At 30.0% G+C, this 25,710-nt stretch carries 22 protein-coding genes and 3 pseudogenes; 9 read left to right on the top strand and 16 right to left on the bottom strand.

What is annotated here, in order from left to right:
• Positions 1-7: 7 nt before the first annotated feature.
• The 4 genes and pseudogenes from MPTP_RS02310 to MPTP_RS02295 all read right to left on the bottom strand — a co-directional run bounded on the left by MPTP_RS02310 (position 8) and on the right by MPTP_RS02295 (position 3,787).
• Entirely contained in the window at positions 8-709 is a 702-nt protein-coding gene (locus MPTP_RS02310) for a CpsD/CapB family tyrosine-protein kinase (RefSeq protein ID WP_013773438.1), read from the bottom strand.
• Between the two features lie 9 nt (positions 710-718).
• The gene (locus MPTP_RS02305) at positions 719-1,540 is read right to left on the bottom strand and encodes a YveK family protein (protein WP_013773437.1); all 822 of its coding nucleotides are present in this window, start codon (positions 1,538-1,540) and stop codon (positions 719-721) included.
• Between the two features lie 94 nt (positions 1,541-1,634).
• Positions 1,635-2,573, bottom strand: a pseudogene (locus MPTP_RS02300) (LCP family glycopolymer transferase).
• Between the two features lie 602 nt (positions 2,574-3,175).
• Positions 3,176-3,787, bottom strand: a complete 612-nt coding sequence (locus MPTP_RS02295) for a superoxide dismutase (protein ID WP_013773433.1) — start codon at positions 3,785-3,787, stop codon at positions 3,176-3,178.
• A gap of 181 nt (positions 3,788-3,968) precedes the next feature.
• On the opposite strand from MPTP_RS02295, the gene MPTP_RS10190 reads away from it, so the two are divergent.
• The 4 genes from MPTP_RS10190 to MPTP_RS09885 all read left to right on the top strand — a co-directional run bounded on the left by MPTP_RS10190 (position 3,969) and on the right by MPTP_RS09885 (position 5,871).
• Positions 3,969-4,385 carry a DUF1189 family protein gene (locus tag MPTP_RS10190; RefSeq protein ID WP_013773432.1) on the top strand — a complete coding sequence of 139 codons (417 nt, stop codon included), beginning with the start codon at positions 3,969-3,971 and terminating at the stop codon, positions 4,383-4,385.
• 70 nt (positions 4,386-4,455) lie between these two features.
• Positions 4,456-4,776 carry a DUF1189 family protein gene (locus MPTP_RS10185; RefSeq protein WP_268746627.1) on the top strand — a complete coding sequence of 107 codons (321 nt, stop codon included), beginning with the start codon at positions 4,456-4,458 and terminating at the stop codon, positions 4,774-4,776.
• A 133-nt stretch (positions 4,777-4,909) separates the two neighbouring features.
• Entirely contained in the window at positions 4,910-5,344 is a 435-nt protein-coding gene (locus MPTP_RS09890) for a Rossmann-fold NAD(P)-binding domain-containing protein (protein WP_013773431.1), read from the top strand.
• Positions 5,248-5,871 carry an NAD(P)-dependent oxidoreductase gene (locus tag MPTP_RS09885; RefSeq protein ID WP_311736270.1) on the top strand — a complete coding sequence of 208 codons (624 nt, stop codon included), beginning with the start codon at positions 5,248-5,250 and terminating at the stop codon, positions 5,869-5,871. Before MPTP_RS09890 ends, MPTP_RS09885 begins: the two co-directional genes overlap by 97 nt.
• Positions 5,872-5,980: 109 nt before the next feature.
• Here MPTP_RS09885 and MPTP_RS02280 read toward each other — a convergent pair whose 3' ends face one another.
• The 4 genes from MPTP_RS02280 to mltG all read right to left on the bottom strand — a co-directional run bounded on the left by MPTP_RS02280 (position 5,981) and on the right by mltG (position 9,696).
• Complete coding sequence (locus MPTP_RS02280; protein WP_013773429.1) at positions 5,981-6,922, bottom strand: glycosyltransferase family 2 protein; 942 nt, start codon at positions 6,920-6,922, stop codon at positions 5,981-5,983.
• A gap of 92 nt (positions 6,923-7,014) precedes the next feature.
• Positions 7,015-7,314: a HesB/YadR/YfhF family protein gene (locus tag MPTP_RS02275; RefSeq protein ID WP_013773428.1), complete on the bottom strand. Its 300-nt coding sequence runs from the start codon at positions 7,312-7,314 to the stop codon at positions 7,015-7,017.
• Positions 7,315-7,605: 291 nt separating this feature from the next.
• Positions 7,606-8,079 carry a transcription elongation factor GreA gene (gene greA / locus MPTP_RS02270; protein ID WP_013773427.1) on the bottom strand — a complete coding sequence of 158 codons (474 nt, stop codon included), beginning with the start codon at positions 8,077-8,079 and terminating at the stop codon, positions 7,606-7,608.
• 204 nt (positions 8,080-8,283) lie between these two features.
• Positions 8,284-9,696 (bottom strand): endolytic transglycosylase MltG, encoded by a 1,413-nt coding sequence (gene mltG / locus MPTP_RS02265; protein ID WP_013773426.1) that lies wholly within the window; start codon positions 9,694-9,696, stop codon positions 8,284-8,286.
• 829 nt (positions 9,697-10,525) lie between these two features.
• On the opposite strand from mltG, the gene MPTP_RS09655 reads away from it, so the two are divergent.
• On the top strand, positions 10,526-10,681 hold the full coding sequence (locus MPTP_RS09655; RefSeq protein WP_155522197.1) for a hypothetical protein: 156 nt from the start codon (positions 10,526-10,528) through the stop codon (positions 10,679-10,681).
• An 82-nt stretch (positions 10,682-10,763) separates the two neighbouring features.
• Here the strand turns inward: MPTP_RS09655 and MPTP_RS02260 are convergent, their stop codons facing one another.
• The 3 genes and pseudogenes from MPTP_RS02260 to MPTP_RS02250 form a co-directional block, all read right to left on the bottom strand.
• Positions 10,764-11,624, bottom strand: coding sequence for an ROK family protein (locus MPTP_RS02260; protein ID WP_013773424.1), 861 nt, complete (start codon positions 11,622-11,624; stop codon positions 10,764-10,766).
• Between the two features lie 2 nt (positions 11,625-11,626).
• A pseudogene (locus MPTP_RS02255) lies at positions 11,627-14,344 on the bottom strand (alpha-mannosidase).
• 12 nt (positions 14,345-14,356) lie between these two features.
• Positions 14,357-15,646 carry a glycoside hydrolase family 125 protein gene (locus MPTP_RS02250; RefSeq protein WP_013773423.1) on the bottom strand — a complete coding sequence of 430 codons (1,290 nt, stop codon included), beginning with the start codon at positions 15,644-15,646 and terminating at the stop codon, positions 14,357-14,359.
• A gap of 154 nt (positions 15,647-15,800) precedes the next feature.
• Between MPTP_RS02250 and MPTP_RS02245 the strand changes: the two genes are divergently transcribed.
• The 4 genes and pseudogenes from MPTP_RS02245 (at position 15,801) to MPTP_RS02235 (ending at position 19,951) form a co-directional block, all read left to right on the top strand.
• Complete coding sequence (locus tag MPTP_RS02245) at positions 15,801-16,859, top strand: GntR family transcriptional regulator (protein ID WP_013773422.1); 1,059 nt, start codon at positions 15,801-15,803, stop codon at positions 16,857-16,859.
• Positions 16,846-18,998 (top strand): annotated as a pseudogene (locus MPTP_RS02240) (GH92 family glycosyl hydrolase). The gene MPTP_RS02245 and the pseudogene MPTP_RS02240 overlap by 14 nt, the downstream one beginning before the upstream one ends.
• Before the next feature lie 229 nt (positions 18,999-19,227).
• A complete protein-coding gene (locus tag MPTP_RS09055) occupies positions 19,228-19,434 on the top strand; it encodes a hypothetical protein (RefSeq protein ID WP_013773419.1) in 207 nt (68 codons plus the stop codon).
• 40 nt (positions 19,435-19,474) lie between these two features.
• Positions 19,475-19,951, top strand: a complete 477-nt coding sequence (locus MPTP_RS02235; RefSeq protein ID WP_013773418.1) for a hypothetical protein — start codon at positions 19,475-19,477, stop codon at positions 19,949-19,951.
• Positions 19,952-20,151: 200 nt separating this feature from the next.
• On the opposite strand, the gene MPTP_RS09880 is transcribed toward MPTP_RS02235, so the two are convergent.
• From MPTP_RS09880 to MPTP_RS02215, 5 genes are all read right to left on the bottom strand, one after another.
• Positions 20,152-20,961, bottom strand: a complete 810-nt coding sequence (locus MPTP_RS09880) for a helix-turn-helix transcriptional regulator (protein WP_013773417.1) — start codon at positions 20,959-20,961, stop codon at positions 20,152-20,154.
• Positions 20,962-21,254: 293 nt separating this feature from the next.
• Entirely contained in the window at positions 21,255-21,536 is a 282-nt protein-coding gene (locus tag MPTP_RS09875) for a response regulator (RefSeq protein ID WP_013773416.1), read from the bottom strand.
• Positions 21,537-21,664: 128 nt separating this feature from the next.
• Entirely contained in the window at positions 21,665-23,386 is a 1,722-nt protein-coding gene (locus MPTP_RS02225; RefSeq protein ID WP_013773415.1) for a sensor histidine kinase, read from the bottom strand.
• Positions 23,379-23,993: a YesL family protein gene (locus tag MPTP_RS02220; RefSeq protein ID WP_013773414.1), complete on the bottom strand. Its 615-nt coding sequence runs from the start codon at positions 23,991-23,993 to the stop codon at positions 23,379-23,381. The genes MPTP_RS02225 and MPTP_RS02220 overlap by 8 nt, the downstream gene beginning before the upstream one ends.
• A 251-nt stretch (positions 23,994-24,244) precedes the next feature.
• The gene (locus MPTP_RS02215) at positions 24,245-25,705 is read right to left on the bottom strand and encodes an ABC transporter substrate-binding protein (RefSeq protein ID WP_013773413.1); all 1,461 of its coding nucleotides are present in this window, start codon (positions 25,703-25,705) and stop codon (positions 24,245-24,247) included.
• Positions 25,706-25,710: the final 5 nt, after the last annotated feature.

Below are 25,710 nucleotides of genomic sequence, written 5' to 3'. Positions count from 1 at the left end.
TAACGATTTACTTAACACCATAATAATAGCCTTGGTCTTTAACAGAACTTGCATCATTATAAATAGCACCAATAATCGTTGCTTTTACCATAATTAATAATTCCTTTGCTTTTAAAAGTGCACTCTTTTCAGCAATCTTCTCACGTGCAACTAAAATGGTTCCATCTACCTTTGAAGCTAAAATTTGAGCATCTGTTACAGCTAGAATTGGCGGTGTATCAAAAATAATTAAATCATAATTATTTTTCCATTCTTCGATCAATCGTTTCATCTGTAAAGAATCTAGCAACTCAGATGGATTTGGTGGTATTGGACCACTTGGCAGAATATTTAAATTTTCAAGATTAGTAGGCTGTAAAACTTCTTCTGTAGTCATTGTTTTATTACTTAGTAATGTGCTCAACCCACGGTTATTGATCAGCTCAAACGTTTTTGCTATTGTTGGATTTCGCATATCAGCATCCACCAATAATACTTTTTTATTTGAATTAGCAAACACAATGGCTAAATTAATAGTAGAAGTAGATTTACCTTCTGAAGCATTTGATGATGTAATCGCCAATGTTTGTAGCGTTTTATCAACCATTGCATACTGAATATTTGTTCGAATTGTTTTATATTGTTCTGAAATAGGGGATGCAGGATCCGACATTGTAATTAGACTAATTGGTTTTGTGCGTTGCTTTTTTAAACTATTTTTCTCTGACATGTTATCCTCCTATAGACGTTTACGACTTCGACGTGTTGGCATTGTTTCAGGTGCATACTCATTTTTTTCCTGCGTCAATGTAGATTTATCTTTATCTTCATTAATAATAGCGGTATTTACAGTTTTTATTTTAGTATAGTTTGTTTCTGATTCCTTACCTACCATTGTAGGAACAACACCTAAAACAATTAATCCAAGTTCATCTGAAAGAAATTGTTCATTTTTAATTGTTTTATCAAAAAATTCCAATCCAAATGTATCTATAATTCCTATTAATAAACCAAAAGTCAAACCAAGTGCTAAATTTATTTTTTTATTTGGTGAAATAGGCTTCATATCTGCAAAAGCCGGTGAAATAATTATAACTTTATCTACATTTAAAGTATGTTTGGCTTTTTGCTGAAACGTATTAGCCGTTAAATTGGCAATTTTTTCTGCTGTTGTGGCTTGCTTAGCGGTTGCAATAATTGTAAACATTTGTGAATCTTGAGATTGTGTAATTTCAATACTATTTCGTAATTCTTCTGTACTTAATTGAATGTTTGCTGTTGCGTTTAATTGTTTATGTATTTCACCAATTAATGAATCACTTTTAATTAAATCTTTATACGTATTAATCATTTGTAAATTAGCACTAACCTCGTTCGAATTAGCATTAGTTGTTTGTGGTAATCGCACAATGAGTTGAGCTTGTGAACTATATTTAGGTGTAATCATAAAAAAAGTCATTATTCCTGAAATACCAACTCCTAGGATTGCACAAACAAAAATAAAACCAATATGACTTTTTATAGTTTTAATTATTTCTTGTATACTGATTGTCTCTTCCATTATTTCCTCCATTAATTCATTTTTTAATAAAACAAATTATCTAATACATATTTATATAATCAAAGAAATATCTCAATAACCATTCTCCAAATGATTATTGATCATTCGATTTGTTTAAAACTGTTTTTAATTTTAGTTTAATTCTTTGTAATTCACTTGGTTGAATTTTCTCATAGGATATATTATTTTCCATAAAACTCTCACCTTTTAATTGATCAGAATCTATTTGATAAAATGCTTGACGATCATCTATAATCACCGATTTCATCTCAGACCATTTTAAATTCGTTTTCATATTTGATTCAACAGCATCTAAAATAGAATGGTATTTAGTTAATGACGATAGGTTGACAGTTTTATTCGTGATCGCTTTAATGACATTTCTTTGTCTTTCTTGTCTACCATAATCACCGTGTGGATCTTCATAACGCATTCTTGTATAAGCTAATGTTTCATCACCATCTAAATGTAGTTCACCTATAGGGAATGAATGATTATCTTGAGTAAAAGCTAACGTATTTTGAATAGTAATGCCATCAATACTATTCACTAATTCTTCCATTCCACCCATATTCATAGAGACATAATAATCAATTGGTATATCTAATAATTTACTTACCGTGTCTGCTGCCATTGAAATGCCACCGTAAGCATAAGCATGGTTAATTTTATCATGCACTTTCCTACCCACAATTTCTGTATAGGTATCTCTAGCAATACTTACCAATACCGTTTTTTTCTTTTGTGGATTAACAACAGCTATCATCATTGTATCTGATCTACCCTGGTCTGTGCGACCCATATCTCAAGTATCAATTCCTAAAAGTAAAACAGAAAATGCTTCTTGTTTTTTAAAATCTACATTCCTTCTATAGAGTTTGTTAGTATTTTTCGATTTTCCTATAGGTTCATAGGTTTTTTCCATGCTTTTTGAAACATCAAAGTAAAATTTTGCACTTACTCCAACAGTCAATACAATAAATACAGCAATAATTCCAAAAATTGTTATAATTACTTTTTTTGTTTTCGACATAAAAATAGACTTCTCTCCCTATCTGTTTAATTAATTATAATATTTAAAATTGTTTCAGTTAAACTAAATAAAAAACTAGCTATGCTAAAGATATTTCCCTAAGCTATTGTTTGTAGGGATATTAATTCTCTGCAGTATAAAATATTATTTATATTTTTCTTTTAGTCTAACTTTAATTGAAAATGTTGATTTAATTGAAAAACAATAAGCAGTATTTTAATAAAAAAGAATAAAGTTATTTTTTACAATGTTTCACCTTTTTGAAGGAAAATTTTTACTTAATCATCTCGTTTGTTGTTCTTCTTTTCCATTTCAACTTCAATTATTCATATAAAAAATAAAAATCACTCCTAGATAGTCTCAAATTTTTTACACAAATTTATTTCCTATTTGCATGGTCGATAACCATTTTATTTATATACCATTTTTCATTTATTTTAACATACTTTTTATTTAAAATTTTTATTCTTTGAAAATTTAAAACAGCTAATGTAATCAATTTTCATTTCTAATTAATAAGATTGTTATAAATAAAAAATGAAGAGAAGAAATTTTTACTTCTTCTCTTCATTTTTTATTCTGTTTGTAGAATTTTTAACAAATTATTCTGCTGCTTCATAATTCCGGTTTACTTGTTCCCAATTAACAACATTCCAAAAAGCAGCAATATAATCAGGACGTACATTTTTATATTTTAGATAATAGGCATGTTCCCATACATCTAATCCTAAAATTGGTGTTTTTCCTTCCATTAGTGGTGAATCTTGGTTGGCTGTAGATAGAATTGACAATTTTTTGTTTTTGTCAACGACCAACCAAGCCCAACCGGAACCAAACCGACTAGCTGCAGCTGCATTGAATTGTTCCTTCATTTTTTCGAAACTACCAAAAGTTTGATTAATAGCTTCTTTTACAGCACCAGTTGGTTCACCACCAGCATTTGGCCCCATAACTTTCCAGAAAAATGAATGATTCACATGCCCCCCACCATTATTGCGAACAGCTAAACGAATATCTTCGGGAATCGCATTCATATTTGTAATTAATTCCTCAACAGATTGATTTCCAAGTTCAGGATGTTTTTCAATTGCTTCATTCAATTTAGTTACATAAGTATTATGATGTTTATCATGGTGCAAATGCATTGTTTCAGTATCAATATAAGGTTCTAAAGCATCATAAGCATAAGGTAAGTCAGGTAAAATATAAGTCATAAAATTATCCTCCCTAGATAATAATTTATTTAATTTTAATCATCATATCAAATTCATGAAGATTATTCAAAAAAAATATTTATAAGAAAAAATTCAATAAAACAATTATGCTAGCTTGTCTTTCCTTATTAGATTCGTTAAAATGACTCATATACTATTTATCTTAAAGAGGAGAACATTAATGAATACCTTGCAATTACTTACATATTCACTTTTTTCTATATCTAAAATAAACCAAGCAAAAAAAATGCCACTATGGAAAGTCATTATTTATATTATTTTTTTAAGTGTTATTCTGACATTACCTATTGCTAAGCAAGTTTTTTCAATTTTCTATGATTTTGAACAAGATAGTCAAAAAATTGCTAAGCAATTACCTAATTTTACAATCAAAAATAATGAATTAATGACAAATGAAAAAAATTCAGGTTTCATTTACCAAACAAATTCTTTAATTTTTACCTTTGATCCAGATGGAAAAAGAAAATTAGATGATATCAATGATGACTTAATCGGTAATACATTGGAAGTTGCCTTTTTGCCAAATAGATTTGTAGTTTCAACACCTAAAAATGATTTTCTTGATTCGCTATTTTAAACATCAATGGCTATTTTCTTATCAAGATGTCGGATTAAATAACGTGACATCAACAAAGGTAAAAAATTCATTGAACCAGCTAACATTGCCATTCTGGCTAAAATTATGTATCTTTTTTATTTCTATTTATCCAGTCTTTATTAATTTAATTTTAAATCTCTTATTAACTGTATTTCCTGCAATTATTTATAGTAAATTAAGATTTTATCAACTAAGCTTTATCGATTGTTTAAAAATTGTTTCTTATTGTTCAACTATTCCAATTATTATTAGTTGTATTCTTGGATTTATCAACCCATCATTTGATAATAGTTGGTTAATCATTTTGATAAGTCTCTTCTTATTCTTTCCTGCTATTAGAAGTGAACCACATTACTCCTTAAAGTCCTAATTATTAATTTTTCATTCATTAATGATAGGTCGGCTGTATCTACGAAAGAAACAAAATGTCAAAGGGATAACATTTTGTTTCTTTCGTTTTTTTTATTATTTGTTGATACAATATAAAAAAGGAGGACAAATAAATGACACAACCTATTATTTATCTTACTAAGCCATTAGATACAAAACAAATTCAAAAAATACAACAATTCGCTGAAAATTACTTAGTGATTGATGCTTCAAAAAACGTGCCATCCTTTGATGAGGAAGATATTGAAATCAGTCTAGGTTGGGATGAAAAGTTAGCGGAACGACTACTAGAATCATCAACTAGCCAGTTAAAGTGGATTCAAACCATATCAGCTGGCATTGATACATTTGACATTAAAAAACTCGCTAATAAAGGTATTTTACTATCTAATGGTGGAGGTCTTTATGATTTTTCAATCGCTGAATATGTCATTGGTGTTTTACTTACTAAATTTCGTGGAATAAAAAAAAGTATTCAATTGCAAGAAGAAAAAAATGGGCAAAGAATGCTATTGAACCAGTACAACTTACCAAGCAAAAATTATTAATTGAAGGTACCGGAAAAATCGGTCAACAGATTGCTCAACTTGCTGAAGGATTTGGTTTAAAAATTTATGGTATCAATACATCTGGTCATTCAGTTTCACATTTTATAAAATGTTATTCTCAAAAAGAAATGATTCAGGTTGTTTCAGAAATGGATATTGTTGTAAATATATTGCCGTTGACAAAAGATACTTATCATTTATACAATGATAAAATGTTTCATGCCATGAAAAAAGGGGTGATTTTTGTTAATGTTGGTCGTGGTCCCTCTGTTAATACAGTAGATCTGATTCATGCACTAGATGAAAAAATTCTTTCATTTGCTGCATTGGATGTTTTTGAAGATGAACCTTTAGAAAAAGATAGTCCATTATGGGAAATGGAAAACGTACTTATCACACCACACATTGCTGGTTTGACACCTGGGATTACAGATCAATTATTTGAGATTTTTTTATCCAATTTAAAAAGTTATATTCAAAAAAAAGATTTGGTTATAAATAAAATTAATCTAACGCGTGGTTATTAAGTGGGATATTTTAAAAAATTGAACAGATACAAAAAAAACAGAAAAAATAGGCAAATAAATTAGCTTATTTTTTCTGTTTTTTCTTTTATTTATGCTTTTTCTCTTTAGTTCATTCATTTTTCTTACTTTGTTCTGTTTCTTTAACTATATAAATAGGACGTCTTTTAGTTTCCAAGAATATTTTACCAATATATTTTCCTATAATTCCTAAACATAACAATTGAATTCCACCAACAAATAGAAAAATACAAACCATTGAAGGCCAGCCACTCGTTGGATCTCCATTTATTAAAGTTCGAAAAATGATAATTAACATAGCAATAGTTGAACCGATACATGAAAAGGCACCAGCATACGAGGCAATGTTTAAGGGAGCATCCGAAAAATCAATAATACCATCAATAGAATAACTAAGTAGACTCCAAAAAGACCAAGAGGTTTCCCCAGCAACTCTTTCTCGGTTCTCATATTCTAAATATTGAGTATTAAAACCTACCCAACTGAAAATCCCTTTAGAAAAACGGTTATATTCCTTCAATTCCAGAATAGCATCAACCATTTGGCGAGTCATTAGACGGAAATCACGTGCACCATCTACCATTTCTGTTTCACCAATTCGATTGATTAATTTATAAAATAGGCGAGCAAAAAAACTTCTTATTGGTGGTTCTCCATCTCGAGTTACTCGTCGTGTCCCTATACAGTCTAATTCTAAATTTTCATCGAGCATTTTGATCATTTTTGGCAGTAATTCTGGAGGATCCTGTAAATCTACATCCATCACAGTGATAAGATCTCCTTTTGCTTCTTTTAAACCAGCATAGAGCCCAGCTTCTTTACCAAAATTTCTTGAAAAAGATAAATATCTTACCTTTAGTGGATTCTTTTTATACAATTCTCTTAAAGTTGTAAGCGTATTATCTTTTGAACCATCATTGATGAATATATATTCTACTGATTGATCAAGTTGATTACTAACTTTTTCTACCTCATCAAAAAATAATGGGATTGATTCTTCCTCGTTATAACAAGGGACAACAATTGACAACATATGATGCGTTCCTCCTAAAGCCTTCCTAATGAACTTTTATCCTTAAACAATACAGTTTTTAATCAGAGTAAATCATTTAATATTCCTTTTGATCATTTTTTTTCTGGAATAAATTGATAATCTGGTTCATCTTTTTGTTGATTATAATCAACAACCAAATCATAACCATTGAAAAACCAATCATCGGTATCTTCAATAAAATAGGTAATTCCTTCTAATACATGCTCAGCCATTGGATGACTGGGTGCTTCCACAGACATAGCGATGGAAAATCCGTCGAAAACAGGTGTTTTTCCATAAGCTTTTCCATAGAAACGGATGCCACTGCCTTCAGGTATGTCGATTTCTCTTTTAAACCATTCTTGTGCACTTGGTGTAATTCTTAATTTCATTTTTAGTCCCACTCCTTTTATTATTATTATAGCATAGAAATAAATAATAGCTTTTATATTAAATATTTTATTAATTATATAAGATATAAGTATTTATCAATAAAGCTAATTTCTCTGATCATTGGATAAGGGCAATTCAACTATCAAACAAATGAATTTTCTTAGAAATTTTAAAACAATCGTTTGATTCAAAGATTACTAACTACACATTTTATTTGTTATATATCAAAATCATTTATAATTCAATTTACCAAAAAGCATAGCATAATTATTTATTCGAAAATCAGATAATTAACTGACTCTTATAACTTTGACTTTCATATCGCCACCAGGCGTTTCAATAATAACTTCTTCTCCTAAATGCTTTCCTATTAGAGCTTGTGCAATAGGTGAGTCATTAGAAATTTTTCCTGAGAATGGATCAGCTTCTGCACTTCCAACAATTGTATATTCTTCTTCTTCACCATCAGGCAATTCAGTAAAAACAACAGTTTTCCCAATAGAAATTTCGTCTTCATCCACGCCATCATTATCTATAATTTGAGCAAAACGAATCATATTTTCTAAAGTAGTAATTCGGCCTTCTACAAATGCTTGTTCATCTTTCGCAGATTCATATTCTGAATTTTCTGAAAGGTCACCAAAACTACGCGCAATTTTAATTCGTTCAACAATTTCTTTTCTTTTGATTGTTTTTAATTCTTCTAATTCTTGTTCTAATTTTTCTTTTCCTTCTTGCGTCATTGGAAATACTTTTTCTACCATGTTAATTTCTCCTTTTTGTATGTTACGCTTTTGTACATTTAAAATCTGATTTTCAATGCACAAAAGCGTAACACGGTTTAATAAAATTGTAAATAATATTTGCTTAAAATTATTTTTTTATATCTATTTATAAGAATAACTAAAATTCATTTTGAAAATCAATTTACTATAACTAATAACTACTAACAACCCTTTTATTTGTTTTCATTGTTTGTCTGCCTTATTCACATACTTCTCAACTAATGCTTGATGTTCTTCATATGTCTCTGAATAATAAACTTTTCCTGTTAGAATATCTGCAACAAAATACATATAATCGTTTTTAATCGGATTTAATACAGCATTTATTGATTGTTCACTAGGATTATCTAATGGACCAGGACCATAACCAACATTTTTATACAGATTATACGGTGAATCTACTTCTAAATCATCATATGAAATCTTTTCTTTTTGCTTATTCAAAGCATACAAAATGGAAATATCTGATTGAAGAGGTATATCAGCTGTCAATCGATTGTAAAATACTTGTGCAATTTTTTTACGATCTTCACCTTTTCCTCCTTCTCTTTCAACCAAAGAGGCTAAAGTTAATACTTGCTGATTAGTCATTTTCTTTGCTTGAATAGCCGGTTTTAATGTTTTCATGACATCATCGGTTTTTTTAACCATTTGTTCAACAAAATCTTCTAAAGTTACTTTTTTATAGTAAGCATAGGTTGCTGGAAACAAATATCCTTCTAATTTATAACGAACATTATTTGCTTCAGAAGCACTTTGTAATAGTTCAGGATATTTATGATGCATTTGTTTAAAAAATTTGTCATTTTTCATTAATGCTAAAAAATCTTCTTTTTTAAATTTTGTCTTTTTTTCAAGAGTATCACCAATTTTATTGATGTCATAACCTTCTGGAATCGTAACTTTTCCTGCACCAACTTGATTTGGTTCAGCAGTACCGCCTTCTTTTAATAGAGCACTAATTTGATCTAATTGCATACTAGGTGCCATTTGATAATAGCCTGCTTGGAAATTAGCCATATTTTTGAATTTAACATAATAATTAAACACCATACCACTTTTAATTATTTTACTCTCTTCTAAAATATTCGCAATTTTTTTACTTGACGATCCCTCAGGAATATAAACTTGCACTAATTTTGTATTTGTTTTATCTAATGGTTTTAAACCAGCATTAATATAATAATAAAAAGTAATACCAAAAATGGAAATAAGTAAAACTAGAACAGAAATAATGATTAAAACAATTTTATTAACTAATCCGTCTTCCCTCCGACGAAGTTTTCTTTTTGAAATACCTGCATTTTCATTATGATCATTTTTAATAGATAGCTGTTTTTCTTGCATGTATGTATGATCGAAATCATTTATCTTTTCTGATTCATTATAAGAAGTTGTCTTTTTTTGATCTGAATAATCTTTAGCTTGTTCTTCTGTTAAATACTCAGATGATTGTTCTTCTCTAACTTTCTGATTATTTGTTTCAATCTTATTATCAGAAAGAACAGTTTTATTATTTTTTGATTTTTTATCTAATGAACGCATAGTTTGTTCTTTAAATGAAGGAATACGATCATTTTGGTTTTTATCTGCCAAAATAAATTCTCCTAACTTTTTTATATCAATATAACTTTAATAATTATACATGAAAGGATAATAAATTTAAACGTTTTTAAAGGATTAATCGTCGTTAATTCCTTAAAATTTAAATAAAATCATTCTTTTTTATACGGATTTTAACAAAAATTTATTTTTTCTAAATTCTGTCAATAATTAGGTTAGATCACCAACAAATACTATTGAAATAGTAAAATAAAAACTTTAGTAATTGCTATAAGAACAATTATTATAATTTTAAGATTAGACAACAGATACTTTTTGTTGAAATAATTTAATAAAAACAGCTCATCAATAATTAGACGAGCTGTTTTTATTAGAATAACAAAAATTGTTTGGTAAACGACTCGGATATACCTGAAAACAACTAGGTTATGTGATTACATTGATAAAATCAACTAGAGTCAATTGTCATGACACAGAACAGAGATGCATTAACCAATGAACAACAAAGACAAACAACTTCATTATTCTCGCCTCATAAAAAGGATAACCATGAAAATTGAGCAATCGAATGTGATTTAATACAATCCTTTGGATTGCTCAAAATAGAGCAGCCTGACGTTGTTTACTAATAGAACACTATTTAGGAAAACAATTTATAACTGCTATTTCTGTAAATGGTGTAATCCAGACTCATTTATTGCCACCTTTCATGTTCTTAAAGCTAGTCCAGATTTTGAAAAAACCTAAATTTAGATTCAACTTCCATTAAAGTTCACTAACATAGTTTAGGTGCTAAAAAAGCAATTCCTCACCTCAGTATATTGAAACCAATAGAAGTGAAAAGAATATTAAGACCTACACGTTGGTAGATAGATTGGGAAATCCTCTAGCTTTTATTCTAATCGTCGGTCAGGTTCATGATTCCATACCAGCGATTGAACTTCTTCAAGATTTCGATATTACTGAAAGTAACATTTTAAGTGATAAAACCTATGAAGCAAAAGAAATTTGTGAATAGATTGTGTCAAAGCAAGCTTTCTACACTAGTTCTCCAACCATTTATGAAATAATTATAGTTCGTAGTATATATTTGTGAATGGTTATCTTGCTTCTTCTTTTGCAAGTAATAAACAGCCATAGGTACCACTATCATCTTTTAATTCACAACCAACAACATAGTCTTCCATAGGTGGTAACTGAACATAACCATTTAGTTGTTTATTCAACGATACATGTATCTTTTTGATCAGATGATCTTGTTTCATTACACCACCACCCAAGATGATTTTTTCAGGCGATAAGATTAATGTATAATCAAGTAGAGCTTGTGCTAGATAATCGGCTTCAATCAGCCAAATTTCATCTGATTCTTTTAGATTCTGACCTTCAATCCCTCTGCGCTTTTTTATAGCAGGACCTGAAGCTAATCCTTCTAGACAATCTGAATGATAAGGGCAAGTACTGACTAGTTGATCACTAGGTTGTCGTTTAAGCGTAATATGACCCATTTCTGGATGACTAAACCCTTGTAAAAGCTGACCATTAATGACCGCCCCACCGCCTATACCTGTACCTAAAGTTAAATAAATACAACTATTGACATTTCTCCCAGCTCCCATATGCATTTCTCCATAGGCTGCAGCGTTTACGTCTGTCGTCCAAGCGATTGGTATATTAAAATGTTCTTTTACTTTACCTAAAAAATTGAAATTCTGCCAAGCTACTTTTGGAGTAGAAGTAATGTATCCATAAGTAGTAGAACTTCTATTGACATCTATTGGACCAAAAGAACCAATTCCTATACTTATTAATGAGAAGGGTTTAAAAAAATTAAAAACTTTTGATAAAGTTTCTTGTGGATCGGTCGTTGGTATGCTGATCTGATCAATAAACTCTAATGTTTCATTTGCAACTGTACAAATAAATTTTGTCCCACCCGCTTCTATTGCTCCGTAGTGCATGATTATTTTTCTCCTTCTTTACTATAAGTAAATCCTAAAGTTTGTATTTCATAGGGATCTATATTTTGTTTAAAATATCTTTGTTGTGGCTGTTCAAGCAAATTTAATAATACTGGGAATGATGTTCCTTCAACTTTTATTTTCCACTCTGTTTCTTGTTGGCTTAAATTAAATCCACGAATTATTAAATAGTGATCATCCTCACTATTTTTCATTGCTGTAATTCCTATATTTTCATTGGGCATAATTATCCATTGTTTACTTTCCGGTAATTTTCCTTGTTGTTTGGTTGCTTGTGCTACGGTAAAAGGTATTTGACTTGCATAGGCATTTTGATAGGTCTTATAACGTGTAGTTGGTTCATTATGACATTCTAAGCCATAATGAAAAACATGTTTACTCAAGCATTGTGCTTCAGGTGTTGGAAAATATCCCCAATCTCCAAGTTCCCCTACTGATCTAAGCAGAGTAAGGGCAATCGTACCTTTTTCTCTGAGTATTTCATACTCATTTAATCCATAATTGGAAATAGTCATGCCAAATCTTTCACTGTGAAGATTAACAAAAGCTTGTTGATGTTGTGGATTGGTTGGATTTTTCCATTGATCGCTTGTTTGGTTTGGTCGCGTAACAACTTCATATATACTGTCTGCTTCATGTGTCTCTTTATGAATATTCGTTTCGAAAAGAACACGTAGTCGATGATCTTTCATCTGATTATCAAGTGTCGTTGTAAATTGTAATTGTGGTGAATCTCTCTCCATTGTTACTAAAGTTTCAATGGTTAAAGGAGCCAAATTGTCTGACCTTTTTGCTTGACGATTACGAAAATCAATCATCGCTTGTTGCTCTTCTACTAGTAAATCATCTGCAGAAACAGGGATTTTCATTGTTTGTGTGATTTTGATCTGAGCTAGATATTCCGTATCTTTATTAATTGTTATTTTAGCTGGAAAGTCACTGGATAAGATACTTTTTGTATCTTCAGGTTGTTTATAAATATATTCGTTCCCTATATCACCTGTATCTTCAAACAATAATAAATCATTATAAACCGTATTGCTTTTTTTATCTACCACACGTAGTAGACCGTTTTGCTTAAACTGAACATGTAAAAATTCATTTTCTAATATAATATCTTTCTTTGTCGCACCTATCATCGAAATATGCGTAAGATTGATTGGTTTTTCTATTTCTTGTAAAGCAAATGTTTGCCATGAAACAGCAGGAAAATCCTTTAAAGGAATTTCTACTGTTACTATTTTTGTCATATAGGGAACACGAAAACGATCCTTAGGGAGATCATAATCAAAATTTACTTGTGCTTTTGAGATCGTAGCAGATAATACCTGTCCATCTTGGTTAATCACTTGGAAATTTGGGGTTGGTTCCTCTACTAATTTTTCTTTTAGCTTGTTTGGAGATCCTTCATTAAAATACTTTCGATCAATTTCAATAGCGACATTTGCTATTCCTGTTTTTCTATAACCTGTTGTATTAAATACAATAAATGGTAGACTTTTTTCTGGGAATACTGCTGTATCGATATTCTGAATTAATGTTTCTAAAGCATCTGAGGCTAGATATTGGCCTACTTCATAGGCCTTTTCAAACCGTGTCATCATTTCTCGATGAACACTATCAACAGAACAACCACAAATACCATCATGAGTATGATTTTGTAAAAGAAGTTTCCAAGCATAGTCTAATTGATCATGTGGATAGTTTTTTGTTAATGAATAAGCCATTGTTGCTAACGGCTCAGTAATATTTTCTAGCTGGCGTTCTACCTTTGTATTCCATTGTTTTAAATAAACTCTGGTTGAAGCAGTATTTGCTAAGGTAAACCAACCATCTGTTTCCTGACTTGTTAGTTCTCCTTTGACTTTTCCTAAATTTTTAGGCAAATCTTTGATTAATTGTGATAAATATTCTTCAAAATTTGAATGAATAAATTCATATTCAGGAAACAATTTATTTGCCAATGCGATTGCTTTTGTCAGGTCTTTTTGAACGGGTTGATTGTCTACACCATTCATCATTAATAGATGATTTGCTGAAGCAAATTTTTCAGCATCAGCGAGTTTCTGTTCCCAAAACAGTTGGGCTTCTGTTTATGTACTAGGAATTTCATTGCCATTACTGTACCAATTAGCAAATAGCAATCCGAATACCTGAGTTTTGTCTGGGCCTTCCCACCACATCTCTGAATATTGAGAACTATAGTCTCTATTTTCTTCTAATTGATTATCAAATCCTACTGGCTGAACACCTCGTCCAAAAGCAACTGCTGGTAAACTAGCCTGTTGCATTAGTTGAGGAGTTTGCCCCATATTCCCAAAAGTATCTGGAAAATAGCCTAAGCGAGTTGGCGTTTTCCATTTCTCACTTTCTTTTCTACCAATCAGCATATTACGGATATTTGATTCTGGACTGATTAAAAAGGCATCTTGCAAAATATAAAATGGACCTATTCTTAACTTACCTGCTGTAATTGCTTCTTGGAGCTCTTGTTTTCTCTCAGGTCTAACGGCAAGATAATCGTCTAAGATAATCGTTTGTCCATCCAAATGAAAACTATCAAAAGTTGGATCGCTTTTAAAAATAGTCAGTAAATCATCAATAAGTTCAATTAAGCGCATATGATGTTGTTCAAACGGCATGTACCATTCTCTATCCCAATGTGCATGTGAAATAATATATACTTTTTTCTTTGCCATTTTTAACTCCTCCTATTTATCAATTTTAATATCAAAATAATCCATTACAAATTCACAAAACATCATATTAGCCCATGAGAACCACTCTCTTGTATAATGATTTGGATTGTTCACATCAAACCCTTCATGCATTAGATGAGTGCCTGCATCATTTTTAACCAATAGATCTAAAATTGAAGCTTTCTCATTTTTGTCTGTTGTTGTCATTCCTTCCATGGCTAAAGCAATTGGCCAAATATAATTTTCAGGTGTGTGAGAACTACCAATCCCTCTAGCAAAAGTTCCTGCATAAAAATAAGGATTTTGATGACTAAGAATCGTTTTTCGTGTTTGTTGATATATCTTATCATTAGCATGTACATATCCTAGATAGGGAGCAGATAATAAATTAGGAATATTCCCATCATCCATAATTGAAGCATTTCCCAAACCATCTACCTCATAAGCAAAAATGCTTTCTCCTTGTCTATTTTTAGTTTTGCCATTGGTTTCAATTCCTTGTTGAATCTCTTTTTTTAATTTTCTAGCTTTTTTAACAAACGTATCATTTGAAAGAACAGTTGAAAAAATTTGTTCAATATAACCTAGGATCACTACAGCAAACATATTTGAAGGAATTAAATAGCCATAGCGACAAGCATCATCACTAGGACGAAAACCAGACCAAATCATCCCCGTTGGTAAGATTGGAGTGCCTTTTCCATCGTTTTCTAGTGTATCTTCTTTTCTTAAAGTGTCTCGTTCAAAAAAATAAGTAGAATTTCGATGATCTTGTTCAATCGTAAATACGTCTAAAATTTTGGCTATTCCTGCTACAAATAAATCATCAAATTGTTTCGTCAAACCAGTATTTTTATAAAGTAAATAGGCCAACTGAACAGGATAACATAAAGAATCGATTTCATATTTTCTTTCCCAAATCCATGGATTCATTGTAGTATGGTCACCTTGATGGCCAGCACCATTTGCTGTTTCGTTAAATGCGTTTGCATAAGGATCAATAGAAATATACATAAATTGTCGTTGAACCAAGCCACAGATCATTGTTGCTAATTCTTCATCTTCTTTGGCAATCACCAAATAAGGACGAACTTGAGCAGTTGAATCTCTTAACCACATTGCCGGAATATCTCCTGTTAGTAAAAAGGTAGTGTTATCTGTTTGTTTTTTAATTGTTGTAGTCAATGTATTTGCAAAAGCAGCATTAAAATTGATTGCCCAATTCTCATGTTTTTTACCACATAATTCGGTAATCGTTTTCATAAATTCTTTTATTGAATTGGGTACTTTTTGGTATGTCATATTCTCCTCCTAGATTGTTATCCAACAATTTAATATATCATTTATAATCAAATTAGAAAATTAATTTAGAAATTTGTCTAGCTTTTTTTACTTGAATCTCTATATTGTTTATGTTACGCTTTGATTATTGATATATCATTTAGGAGAATAGTGAATGACACCCTTATACAAAAAAATTATCGATGATTTACTATTAGAAATTAAGCATGGAAAATTAGAAGTCAATGAACAATTACCGACAGAAAAGGAATTAGCAGAGATTTATCATGTTAGCCGCATTACTTCCAAACGGGCATTAACCGAATTAGAAAATATGGGAATCATTTATCGAGTTCAGGGAAAAGGCAGTTATGTAAAAACAAGGGAAATTCATACAAAAAATACTAAAAAAACAGCTCGTATTTTATTTTTGATTCCATTTGCTAAAGATTTATCTCTAGGTAATTTTAGTGAAGGTCTATTACCTGTTGCTAAAGCCCATCATTATGAAGTTATTTTATCTACACCAGATTTTTTATTAAACAAAGAAGCAAAGGAAATTATGGCAGAATTTAATGGCATGATTTATTATGCACAAAATACCAAGGATTTTTTAATGACTTTGTTTGAATTATCTATTTATCATTTTCCGATTATTATACTGGATAAAAAAATTTATGAACTTCCTTACCCAACCATTCAATCTGATAATCTTTCTGGTGGTTTACTCGCAACAAATTCTCTTATTCAACAAGGGCACCAACGGATTGCCTATTTATTTGGAGAAGAAAACACCCTCCCTCAATCAGTAAAGCAACGGTATTTAGGCTACATTCAAGCAATAAAAACACAGCAACTTCCTTTTTATACGCATTTAGAAGAAAAAACAAGTTGCTTAAACCAACAAACAATCGATTATTTTCTTGGACAGAATATTACTGGAGTAATTTGCGAAAATGATTTGGTTGCTATTGCTTTAATTCAGCAAGCAAAGCAAATAGGAGTAAAAATTCCTGAACAACTTGCTGTAATCGGTTTTGATAATATCCAAGCTTCTGCTTTGATTGATCCTCCACTAACAACTATTGCTCAGAATTTTCAAAAAATGGGTCATTTAGCTGGTGAACAACTTATTCATTGGATAGAGAATCATAGAAACTGTCAAGATCAACAAATTCCGATTAAATTAATCATAAGAGGGTCAACAAAGGAGAAAAAAGATGAGAACAACTGAAATTGATACACGACAAGGAACAGACAATCAACATTCATTTTCATCTGGTAATTGTTTACCTTATACAGGTGTGCCTTTTGACATGAATTATTTTGTACCACAAACAGCTAGTGATAGAGGAAATTGGTGGTTTAATCCAAGAGATCATACTTTTCAGGGATTTCGATTAACCCACCAACCTAGTCCCTGGATGGGTGATTTTAGCCATTTTACTTTGCTGCCAGTTAATGGTGAATTCACCAATCCAACATTATTTGATGGACAATCTTCATACCGATCAAATGAAAGCGATTTTAAACCGCATTATATGAAAATTAAGGCATTAAGATGTCAATTAACAGCGACTATGATCCCTAGCATGTATGGTGGTATGCTATCCATTGATTACCAGCAAACAAAAGCTGGTTTGCTGCTTCATCTGCCAGGAAATTTTCAACTTACTCAGGAAGATGCATTTACCTTATCTGGACAAATTAGTAATTATACGGAATGTGAAGACAAAGAATTTACCTTTTATTTTGTTTTACATTTCCAATTTCCTGCAAAAATTTCATCTGAAAAAACACGAATCGGAAAAGATGAAACTATTCTATTTTCTTTTAGTGATATTGATCAACAGGTCATTCGAATAGGGACTTCCTATATTCATTTAGAACAAGCCAAGCTTAATTTAACAAGAGAATTAGATTGGCAAAAAATAGATTATTTAGAGAATGGCCAAAAAAAATGGGAAGATTACTTAACACGAATTGATATAGAAGATAAAGATCGAGAAAAACAACAAACATTTTATCACAATCTTTACCGTGCTTTTTTATTTTCCCAAACTTTCTATGAATTAGACCAAGAGGAAAATCCTATTCACTATGATACACTAGCCAAAGAAATAAAAGCTGGAAAATTATTTACTAATAATGGTTTTTGGGATACTTGTCGAACTGTTTACCCACTCTATTCATTAATTGCCCAGGAAAAATATGAAGAATTTCTAGAAGGTTTCTTAACGAGTTATAAAGAAAGTGGCTACCTACCAAAATGGTTATCACCAGATGAGAGAGGAACAATGCCCGGTACACTAATTGATGCTGTCATTGCTGATGCAGCGATTAAAAATATTCGTTCAGATTTAATGCCTGAATTTTTGGATGCAATGCTTAAGGGAGCGACAATTGAAAGTAAGAAAAAAATTATGGACGACAAGGAATTGAGGCATACACGAATGATGGTTATGTTCCTGCCACCTATCATGAATCCATCAACCAAACATTAGATTATTGTTACAGTGATTTTTGTATCAGCCAGGTAGCAAAATGTTTAGGAAAACAAGAATTGATAACATATTACCAACAATCAGCAAAAAATTATAAAAATTTGTTCGATACATCTTTAGGATTTATGCGAGCTAAAAACATAGATGGCCAATTTGTAGAACCTTTCATCTCACACTATTGGGGTAGGGACTGTACAGAAGGCAGTCCTTGGCAAAGCAGTTTTGCTGTTTATCATGATTTTGCTGGACTTATTCAATTATTTGGTGGTAAAAACGCTTTAATAGACAAGTTGATTTCTCTATGTAATCAAGAACCCTTGTTTGATGTTGGTGGCTATGGTTTTGAAATTCATGAAATGAGTGAGATGGCTGCCATTGATTTTGGTCAATTAGCGATTTCTAATCAGCCCAGCTTTCATTTACCTTATTTATTCAGCTTTGCTGGTCATCCTGAATTTGCCCAACCCTTATTAAAACAATTAATGACACAGTTATTTGATTCAAGTATTAATGGTTATCCAGGAGATGAGGACAATGGCAGTATGGCAAGTTGGTATATATTCAGTTCTTTAGATTTTTATCCTGTCTGTCCTGGTAGTGGTGAATATATTATTGGTATGCCAATTTTTGATAAGGCAGTCCTACATCTATCGAATGGTCAAACTTTAAAAATCACTACTGAAACAAATCACACACAACATCAATTTATCGATAAAATTTTTCTAAATAAACAAATCTATCGAAACCTATTTTTTAAACATGAAGAATTAATGAAAGGAGGACAGCTTCATTTCAATCTAGGGATTGTACCCCATCCAAGAAAATATCAATTAGAAAATTACCCATTCAGTTTAAGCAATCTAGAATAAAATGCAAATTGATGAAAAAGGATTGCGTTTCAAAAAATATAACTCTTACTGCTTGCTTCTTAAACAGCTTTTTAAATGACAAAATTTTTGTTACAAATTTATTTTATCTGAAAAATAATTAAATTTTATTTAAATAGCTATTTTTTATTTCTTTTATATTACAAATTATTGAAATATATTACAAAGATATGTATAATTAATTACATATCTATTTTACAAGGAGGAATTTTTGAAAAAAATATATGGTTTTTTATTAATTGTTACACTTGTTAGTTTAGGGGCATGTAAAAAGGAAGCAAATGAAGTGGCAACTGTTAATTCATCAATAAGCCAAACAACTCATGTGCAAAAACTAGCAAAAGATAAATCTAAGAATCAAAAATTAATACAGAGAAGTTCATCCACTTCAGCAAGCTCCATCCAGTTCAACCAATAATTCTATTGATGTTTCTACAAATAGTACGTCTCCTGAGAATGTGAATGAAACAAATCAACCAATTGAAAAAAGGACACAAACACCAGTAGAAAAAACAACAAATGCTGAATCTACCAATGATTTGTTATCCAAATACAGTGATGAACAAATCGAATATGCTAGAGTATGGCTAGCAACCATTGGAAATATGAATATTCAAAAGCTTGTAGCTACTCGACTTCCAGCGGGTTCTCCTATTGATATCTATGATGAAGGAAGTGTTGGGTATCCAACAAATGTTGTTTTCTTGGACGCAGAAACAACAGCACAAGGAATGGTTGTTTATTCATCCAATCATAATGGAACGATCAATATTTATGATGTCCCTTCTCACTGGCAATTGAATCCTAATAAACGAGATCCAGAAAGTATTCGACAGCTCACACAAAGCATTGTTGATACAGCCCATGTAAAAGCGATTCCAACGGGAGATCCACAAATGGTAGCAAAATTAATTTCTATTTTAACAATTAAATAAATAATCATTTAAAATATGACATTACCGACTATTTCACAGCAAAAAATAGTAAACTAAATGAAATTATTTAATTGATTAAAGCATAAAAAGCCTTAAATATCTTCAAAAATAGATGTTTAGGGTTTTTTATAATAGTAAATGATCAATAATAGTTCTATTTGGAAAATAAGATTTTTAGGTCTAATTAATGATTTTTCTTTTCATTGTTTGTTATTTTTATTTATTTTATGATCAAGTATTCGATTGTTATAAAGATATTTTTCACGAAATTCCTTTGGTGTTAAATGATTCATTTTCTTAAACTTATGGAAAAAATACGTACTATTGTTATAACCTATTTTAAAAGCAATTTCATTCATTGTATTGTTTGAGTATAAAAGTAATTGTCGAGCTTTTTTCATTCGATATTGATTTAAATATTGAGAAAAACTTCTTTTAGTTTCCTTTTTGAATAATTGTCCTAGATACATTACATTTAAATGCAATTGTTTTGCAATTGATTTCAGTGTGATATCTTTTTTATATTCTTCATGGATAATATGAATTGCTTTTTGAATATTTTCTGAATATACATAGGTTAATTTTTCTTTTGAAACTTGTTGAATTGTTTCAAGCAAAAGTATATACAATTCATCTATCGAGCTAGATTGATTAATTGCATCTAAGATTTTATGATAATCCTGTTCCCCTAGATAGCTAAGGTGACGATATATATCCATAAATAATGTAAAAACGATATGCCGAACATCATCTGGATACGCACCAGTTTTTTGCATTTTATTAAAAATATTTTGTAAGGTTTTTTGAATCGTTTTTTCATCATTTAGCATAAGAATTTTATTAAAATTGATGATCTCTTGCGACAAATCAAAATTTTTTTCAAAGTCAGTGGATAGTATATTTTTTTTTGTTGGTTGATAGAATTTATGATATTGCAATATTTGTTTTGCTTTACAATAACTTTTTGGTATGTCTTTCCAATTGGTTGTCGTCTCTCCTATACTAAACAACCAACGATCTTCTGTACCCAGGATGAATGACTGTTGATTGATCCATTGAAATAATTGAAATTCATTTCCTCTAAAAATCAGGTTAATAAATAATTTATTATTGATGGTTTTTGAATCAACTTGTATGAATGATTGTTCAACTAACCAACCAAAAACTAAAGATTGTAATTCTTTTGGTATCTCTAAAAGCAGAACAGTCCACTGATTTGTTTCATTAATTTTTAATACCTGTTTAAATTCCTCTTCATTCGTTAAATCTGTCTCACTTTTTATCCATTGAGAAAGAAGTGTTTTTAAATAGCATTCATTTTTTTAGCTTGTTGATTTCTATAGTCTAATTGTTTCTTTACTTTTCTTACACTAGTGAGTAATTCATCTCTGTTAACCGGTTTCAGTAAATAATTGATCATCCCTAATTGATGCCCACTTTTTAAAAAGTTAAATTCTTGATAACCAGATAATATTATAAATTCAAAGGATGAAAAATTTTTTTGAGCAGTTTTAATGAACGTCAAACCATCTATATCTGGCATGGTTATATCTGTCACAATTAAATGAATTGTTTTTTCTGTCATTGCTGCTATTGCTTCTTTAGCATTTCTAGCCGTCTCTATAATGATAAATCCTTCTTGTTCCCAATCAATCGTTTTAATCCTTTAACAATCATATATTCATCATCAACCAACAATACATGATACATTTTTTAATTCTCCTTTTCAAAACAAAGTTTAAGAGTTAACCCTTTTTCTCTATTCTGTTGAATTGTCATTAAAAATGTTGAACCAAAATAGATACGTAACCGTTCATTAACATTTTGTATACCAATTGAGTCAGATAACTGGCCTTGATGATTCATTAATTTTTTTTGAATCATAAGTAATCTATCTGTTGTAACCCCTTTCCCGTTATCTTCAATATAAATTTCCACTTTTGGACCATCTACATTTGTCCAAACCCTTATTGCATTATCCTCTCTAGTAAGATCAATACCATGAACAAAGTAGTTTTCAATCAATGGTTGTATAGAAAACTTAGGTAATATTAAATTTTTAAGTTCTGGTACTAATTCGAATTTATAAGTAATCTGGTTTGGATAACGCATTTGATAAAGAAACACATATTTCTCACAAAAATTTAGTTCTTGTTCCAATGTTGTTGTTTTTGTCTGGTCAATAGTATTTCTTAGAAGAGCTGAAAAAACATAAACTACTTCTGCTAATTCTTCACAACCTTCGCTTAATGCATACATTCGAATATATTCCAATGTATTATACAAAAAGTGTGGATGAATTTGTGATTGTAAAGCACGCATATTCGCTTCTTGTTGTTTAATCTTTAGTTTATAGATATCTGCTATATATTGTTCCATGCTATCAAGCATTCTATTAATTCCACTTGCTACATCCTGTAATTCATATTGGATATTTTTCTCATCAATTCGTGTATGAATATTTCCTTGTGAAACCTTGGTCATTGAATAGAGAATTGTCGATACTTGTCTAGAATAATTTGTAAATGTTCGAAAAAGCAAATACAGTAAAATACCCATTAATATGATACTTCCAATTAATACAATCTGTAAGCCACCTAGTACATGCCGGAGTATGCTTTTTTTTGTGACAGCTATAAAGATAGTCAGATGTTTTTTTGTTTCTAACCGATTAATAAAACAAAAGTTATTTTTTTCTTTTTGATTGATAAACGTTGTTTGTTTCTCAATAAACGGTAAATTCATTTGATTTTTCGTATCTTTTTTTCCTTTTAGGTTATTGTAGTAAAACAGGAGATGATTTGTATTTGAAAAAATATAGGCAGATACATTTGCTGAATGATATTGCTGGCTTAAATGGTTTATAATACCTTTTGATGAGAATTTAATATAGAAGGTTCCTACCACTTTTAAAGTCGCTAGATTCGTTATGGGATAAGCTAAGTAAAATTGGTTAGACAACTTTGGTATTCCTTTGATCTTTTGTCCACCTTTATTTTGTTTTGTCGATAGATAAAATTCATTATAATTATTCAGTACAATCATAATAGATTCAATATTAGGATTGGTTGTATAATAGTACTGTATTTGACTAGGTAAAAAGAAATAACTCCCATTTTTTTCTTCTTGGGTATAAGAGTAATTCAAATATTCTGAAATAGAAGTATTCATATATCTATCTAAGCTTGTTAATTTTTTTTGATCATTTGTTAATTCATTTAAAATATTATGTCCTTCAATATATTGTTCCTCGATAGAATGATTGATCATTTCAGCTATATCTGTAACTACTTCATTTCCACTTATTTTATATTGCAAATAGATGTTTAAACTCAAACCGATCAGACTAATTAAAATTAAAGCAACCAGGATAAATGCATATTTTTTTACTAAGCGATTCAATAACATTTTTTTATTTAGGAGTTGTTTATTCATAAATACCTAATCGTTCATTGATTAACATGCGCCATTTTTTAGTCGCATAATAACTCCAGATTTGAATCATTGCAATACTACAAAAAAGAATAAAACCCTTGTATCGCCAAGTAATAAAAAAGATTATTCCTGTTCCTAAGATTAATTTAAAAAAAGCTGAAAAATTAGCAAAAGTAGAAATTATTGCTAATTTTAATAACAAACAGAAAGAAATTTCATAATAACTATCTAAAAGTAAAGTATATTGAAAAATTGTAAATATAAAAAGTAAAGCAAATAGTAATAAAAAATTAATAATTAGAAATGATAATCGTTGAATTTGGACAGATAAAAATAAATTGTAAATAATAAAACTTGATGCTAGAAGAAAAGTATAAAAAAGACTATTTCCTCTTAACAGATTTTTCTTATAAATCGACCAGCTTGTGTTTAAGGTTATTTCTTTGTCGTTAAATTTATAATTTATGAATAATTCATTAATTGTTTTTAAAGCAGGCCCAATTCCAAACACCAATAATCCACTAAAACTGAATAACCAAAATATCAAGTTTAGCTTAATAATTACCCAGATTTTTATAAAGACATTTTCTAAAGTTTTTCCTAACATTTTTTCTTCCCTTCTATATTACTCAATCGAAATAGCCACTATTTAGAGTCAACTTATTAAATAGGTAGCTTGTTTTTCTCCTGATAGTTAACTCTATTTACCAATAAAAAAGCGTTCTCTTTATTTATTATACACAAAAATATAGAATGAATGAATTATATTTTAATAAGAAAAAAATTTACGAAAAATTGTTTTTTAATTTTTCGTAAATTTTCGTTTATTTAAATTTAATTATAATGCATTTATCTTGTTCATTCTTTTAAAAATTGATTGTATTGTTTTTGTATTTCTTTAAGTACTTTATTATAACCAGCATTTTCAAGTGCTTCTTTTAATTTTGGTAGTGTTTCATCTGGATCTACTGTTCCAGTATTTAGACCATCCATATATTGGTTCATCACATTTGAAATATTACTTAATTCTGTTTTAACGCTTTTTGTATTAAAATTGAATCCTAAAATAGGTGAGTCTTTTGCATCAGCAATAGATTGGTCGCGCTTTTTAATCATGTTATCTGTGATTGAATCTTGGGTATAGAGAATTTTATTATTTCCTGTATTCCAAGTAGCCATGTGGGTCTTTGGTTTATATCCATTTAATAATTTAATTTTATCTTCTTTACCTGCTACTTTTTCCCAAGCTTTTCCTTCAATTCCCCAAACTAATCCATTTAACAACTTAGGATCATTGTTTAACAAGCCTAATACTTCCATTGCCTTTTCTTTATGTTTTGAAGTATTTGAAATAACAAAATTCGCCATTTGTGCTTGTGCCGTAGATTTTAATGGTTCGGTAAACGCTTTTGAAACTAATTCATGTCCGGCAGCACTACTTAAGGCAGTATCCCCATAATCATAAGGCCCTTGGGTTTCTTGACGAACAAACCAAGTATTTCCCTCCATTGGATAATCTTTGGTACTCGTAGATGCATCTGCTGGAATGTAGCCTTTATCATACCAACGATGCATTAATTTTAGTTGTTCAATAAAATTTTTATCTTCATATTGATTGATGATTTTATGTTTATTTCCATTTAGGTCAACAGCAAAAGGAAATTGATTTCCAATTGGATAATCGTAATTTCCTTGAACTTTAAATGTCTGTCCAATTGCAAATGCAGCAATTTTAGGTTCTTTTTGATGGAAGGCTTCCAATATTTTTTCAGCATCTTTATAGGTGTGAATATCATCAACTGATAAATTATATTTATCTAAATACTGTTTGTTAAAGGTTAGTACCTGTTTTGCATAAACATTAGCATTTACTGGAAAAGCATAAAGTTTACCATCCACCAAATTTCCTTTAATATAGGCCTTATCGAGTTGGTTATAGGCATCTTTGGCATACTTTGGTGCTAATTTTGTCAGATCAGCAAACGCACCTTTTTGCGCATTTGTCACATAATTATCTGCAAAGGCGAGATCGTAATTTTCGCCTGAAGAGATGATGACATTCATCTTTTTTTCATAATCACCAAAACCGATATATTTAATATTAAACTTATAACCAGTTTTTTCCTTGATTTGTTTATTTGCAATTTTCATTAATGCATCATAATTATCTGGCTTATCTCCTTTTTGATACATTTGTAGAATCTTACTATCCCTTTCACCTGCTGCCTTATTTTTTTGACTACTTCCATTACATGCAGTTAAAAATCCAACTGAGAGAACACCTATTCCTGCAACAAGCAATCTTTTCCAATGTTTCATAAAAC

The sequence above is a fragment of the Melissococcus plutonius ATCC 35311 genome (assembly GCF_000270185.1).
GTDB lineage: Bacteria > Bacillota > Bacilli > Lactobacillales > Enterococcaceae > Melissococcus > Melissococcus plutonius.
Note: the sequence above shows the minus strand (reverse complement) of the source record. Positions and strands in the feature narration are given on the sequence as shown.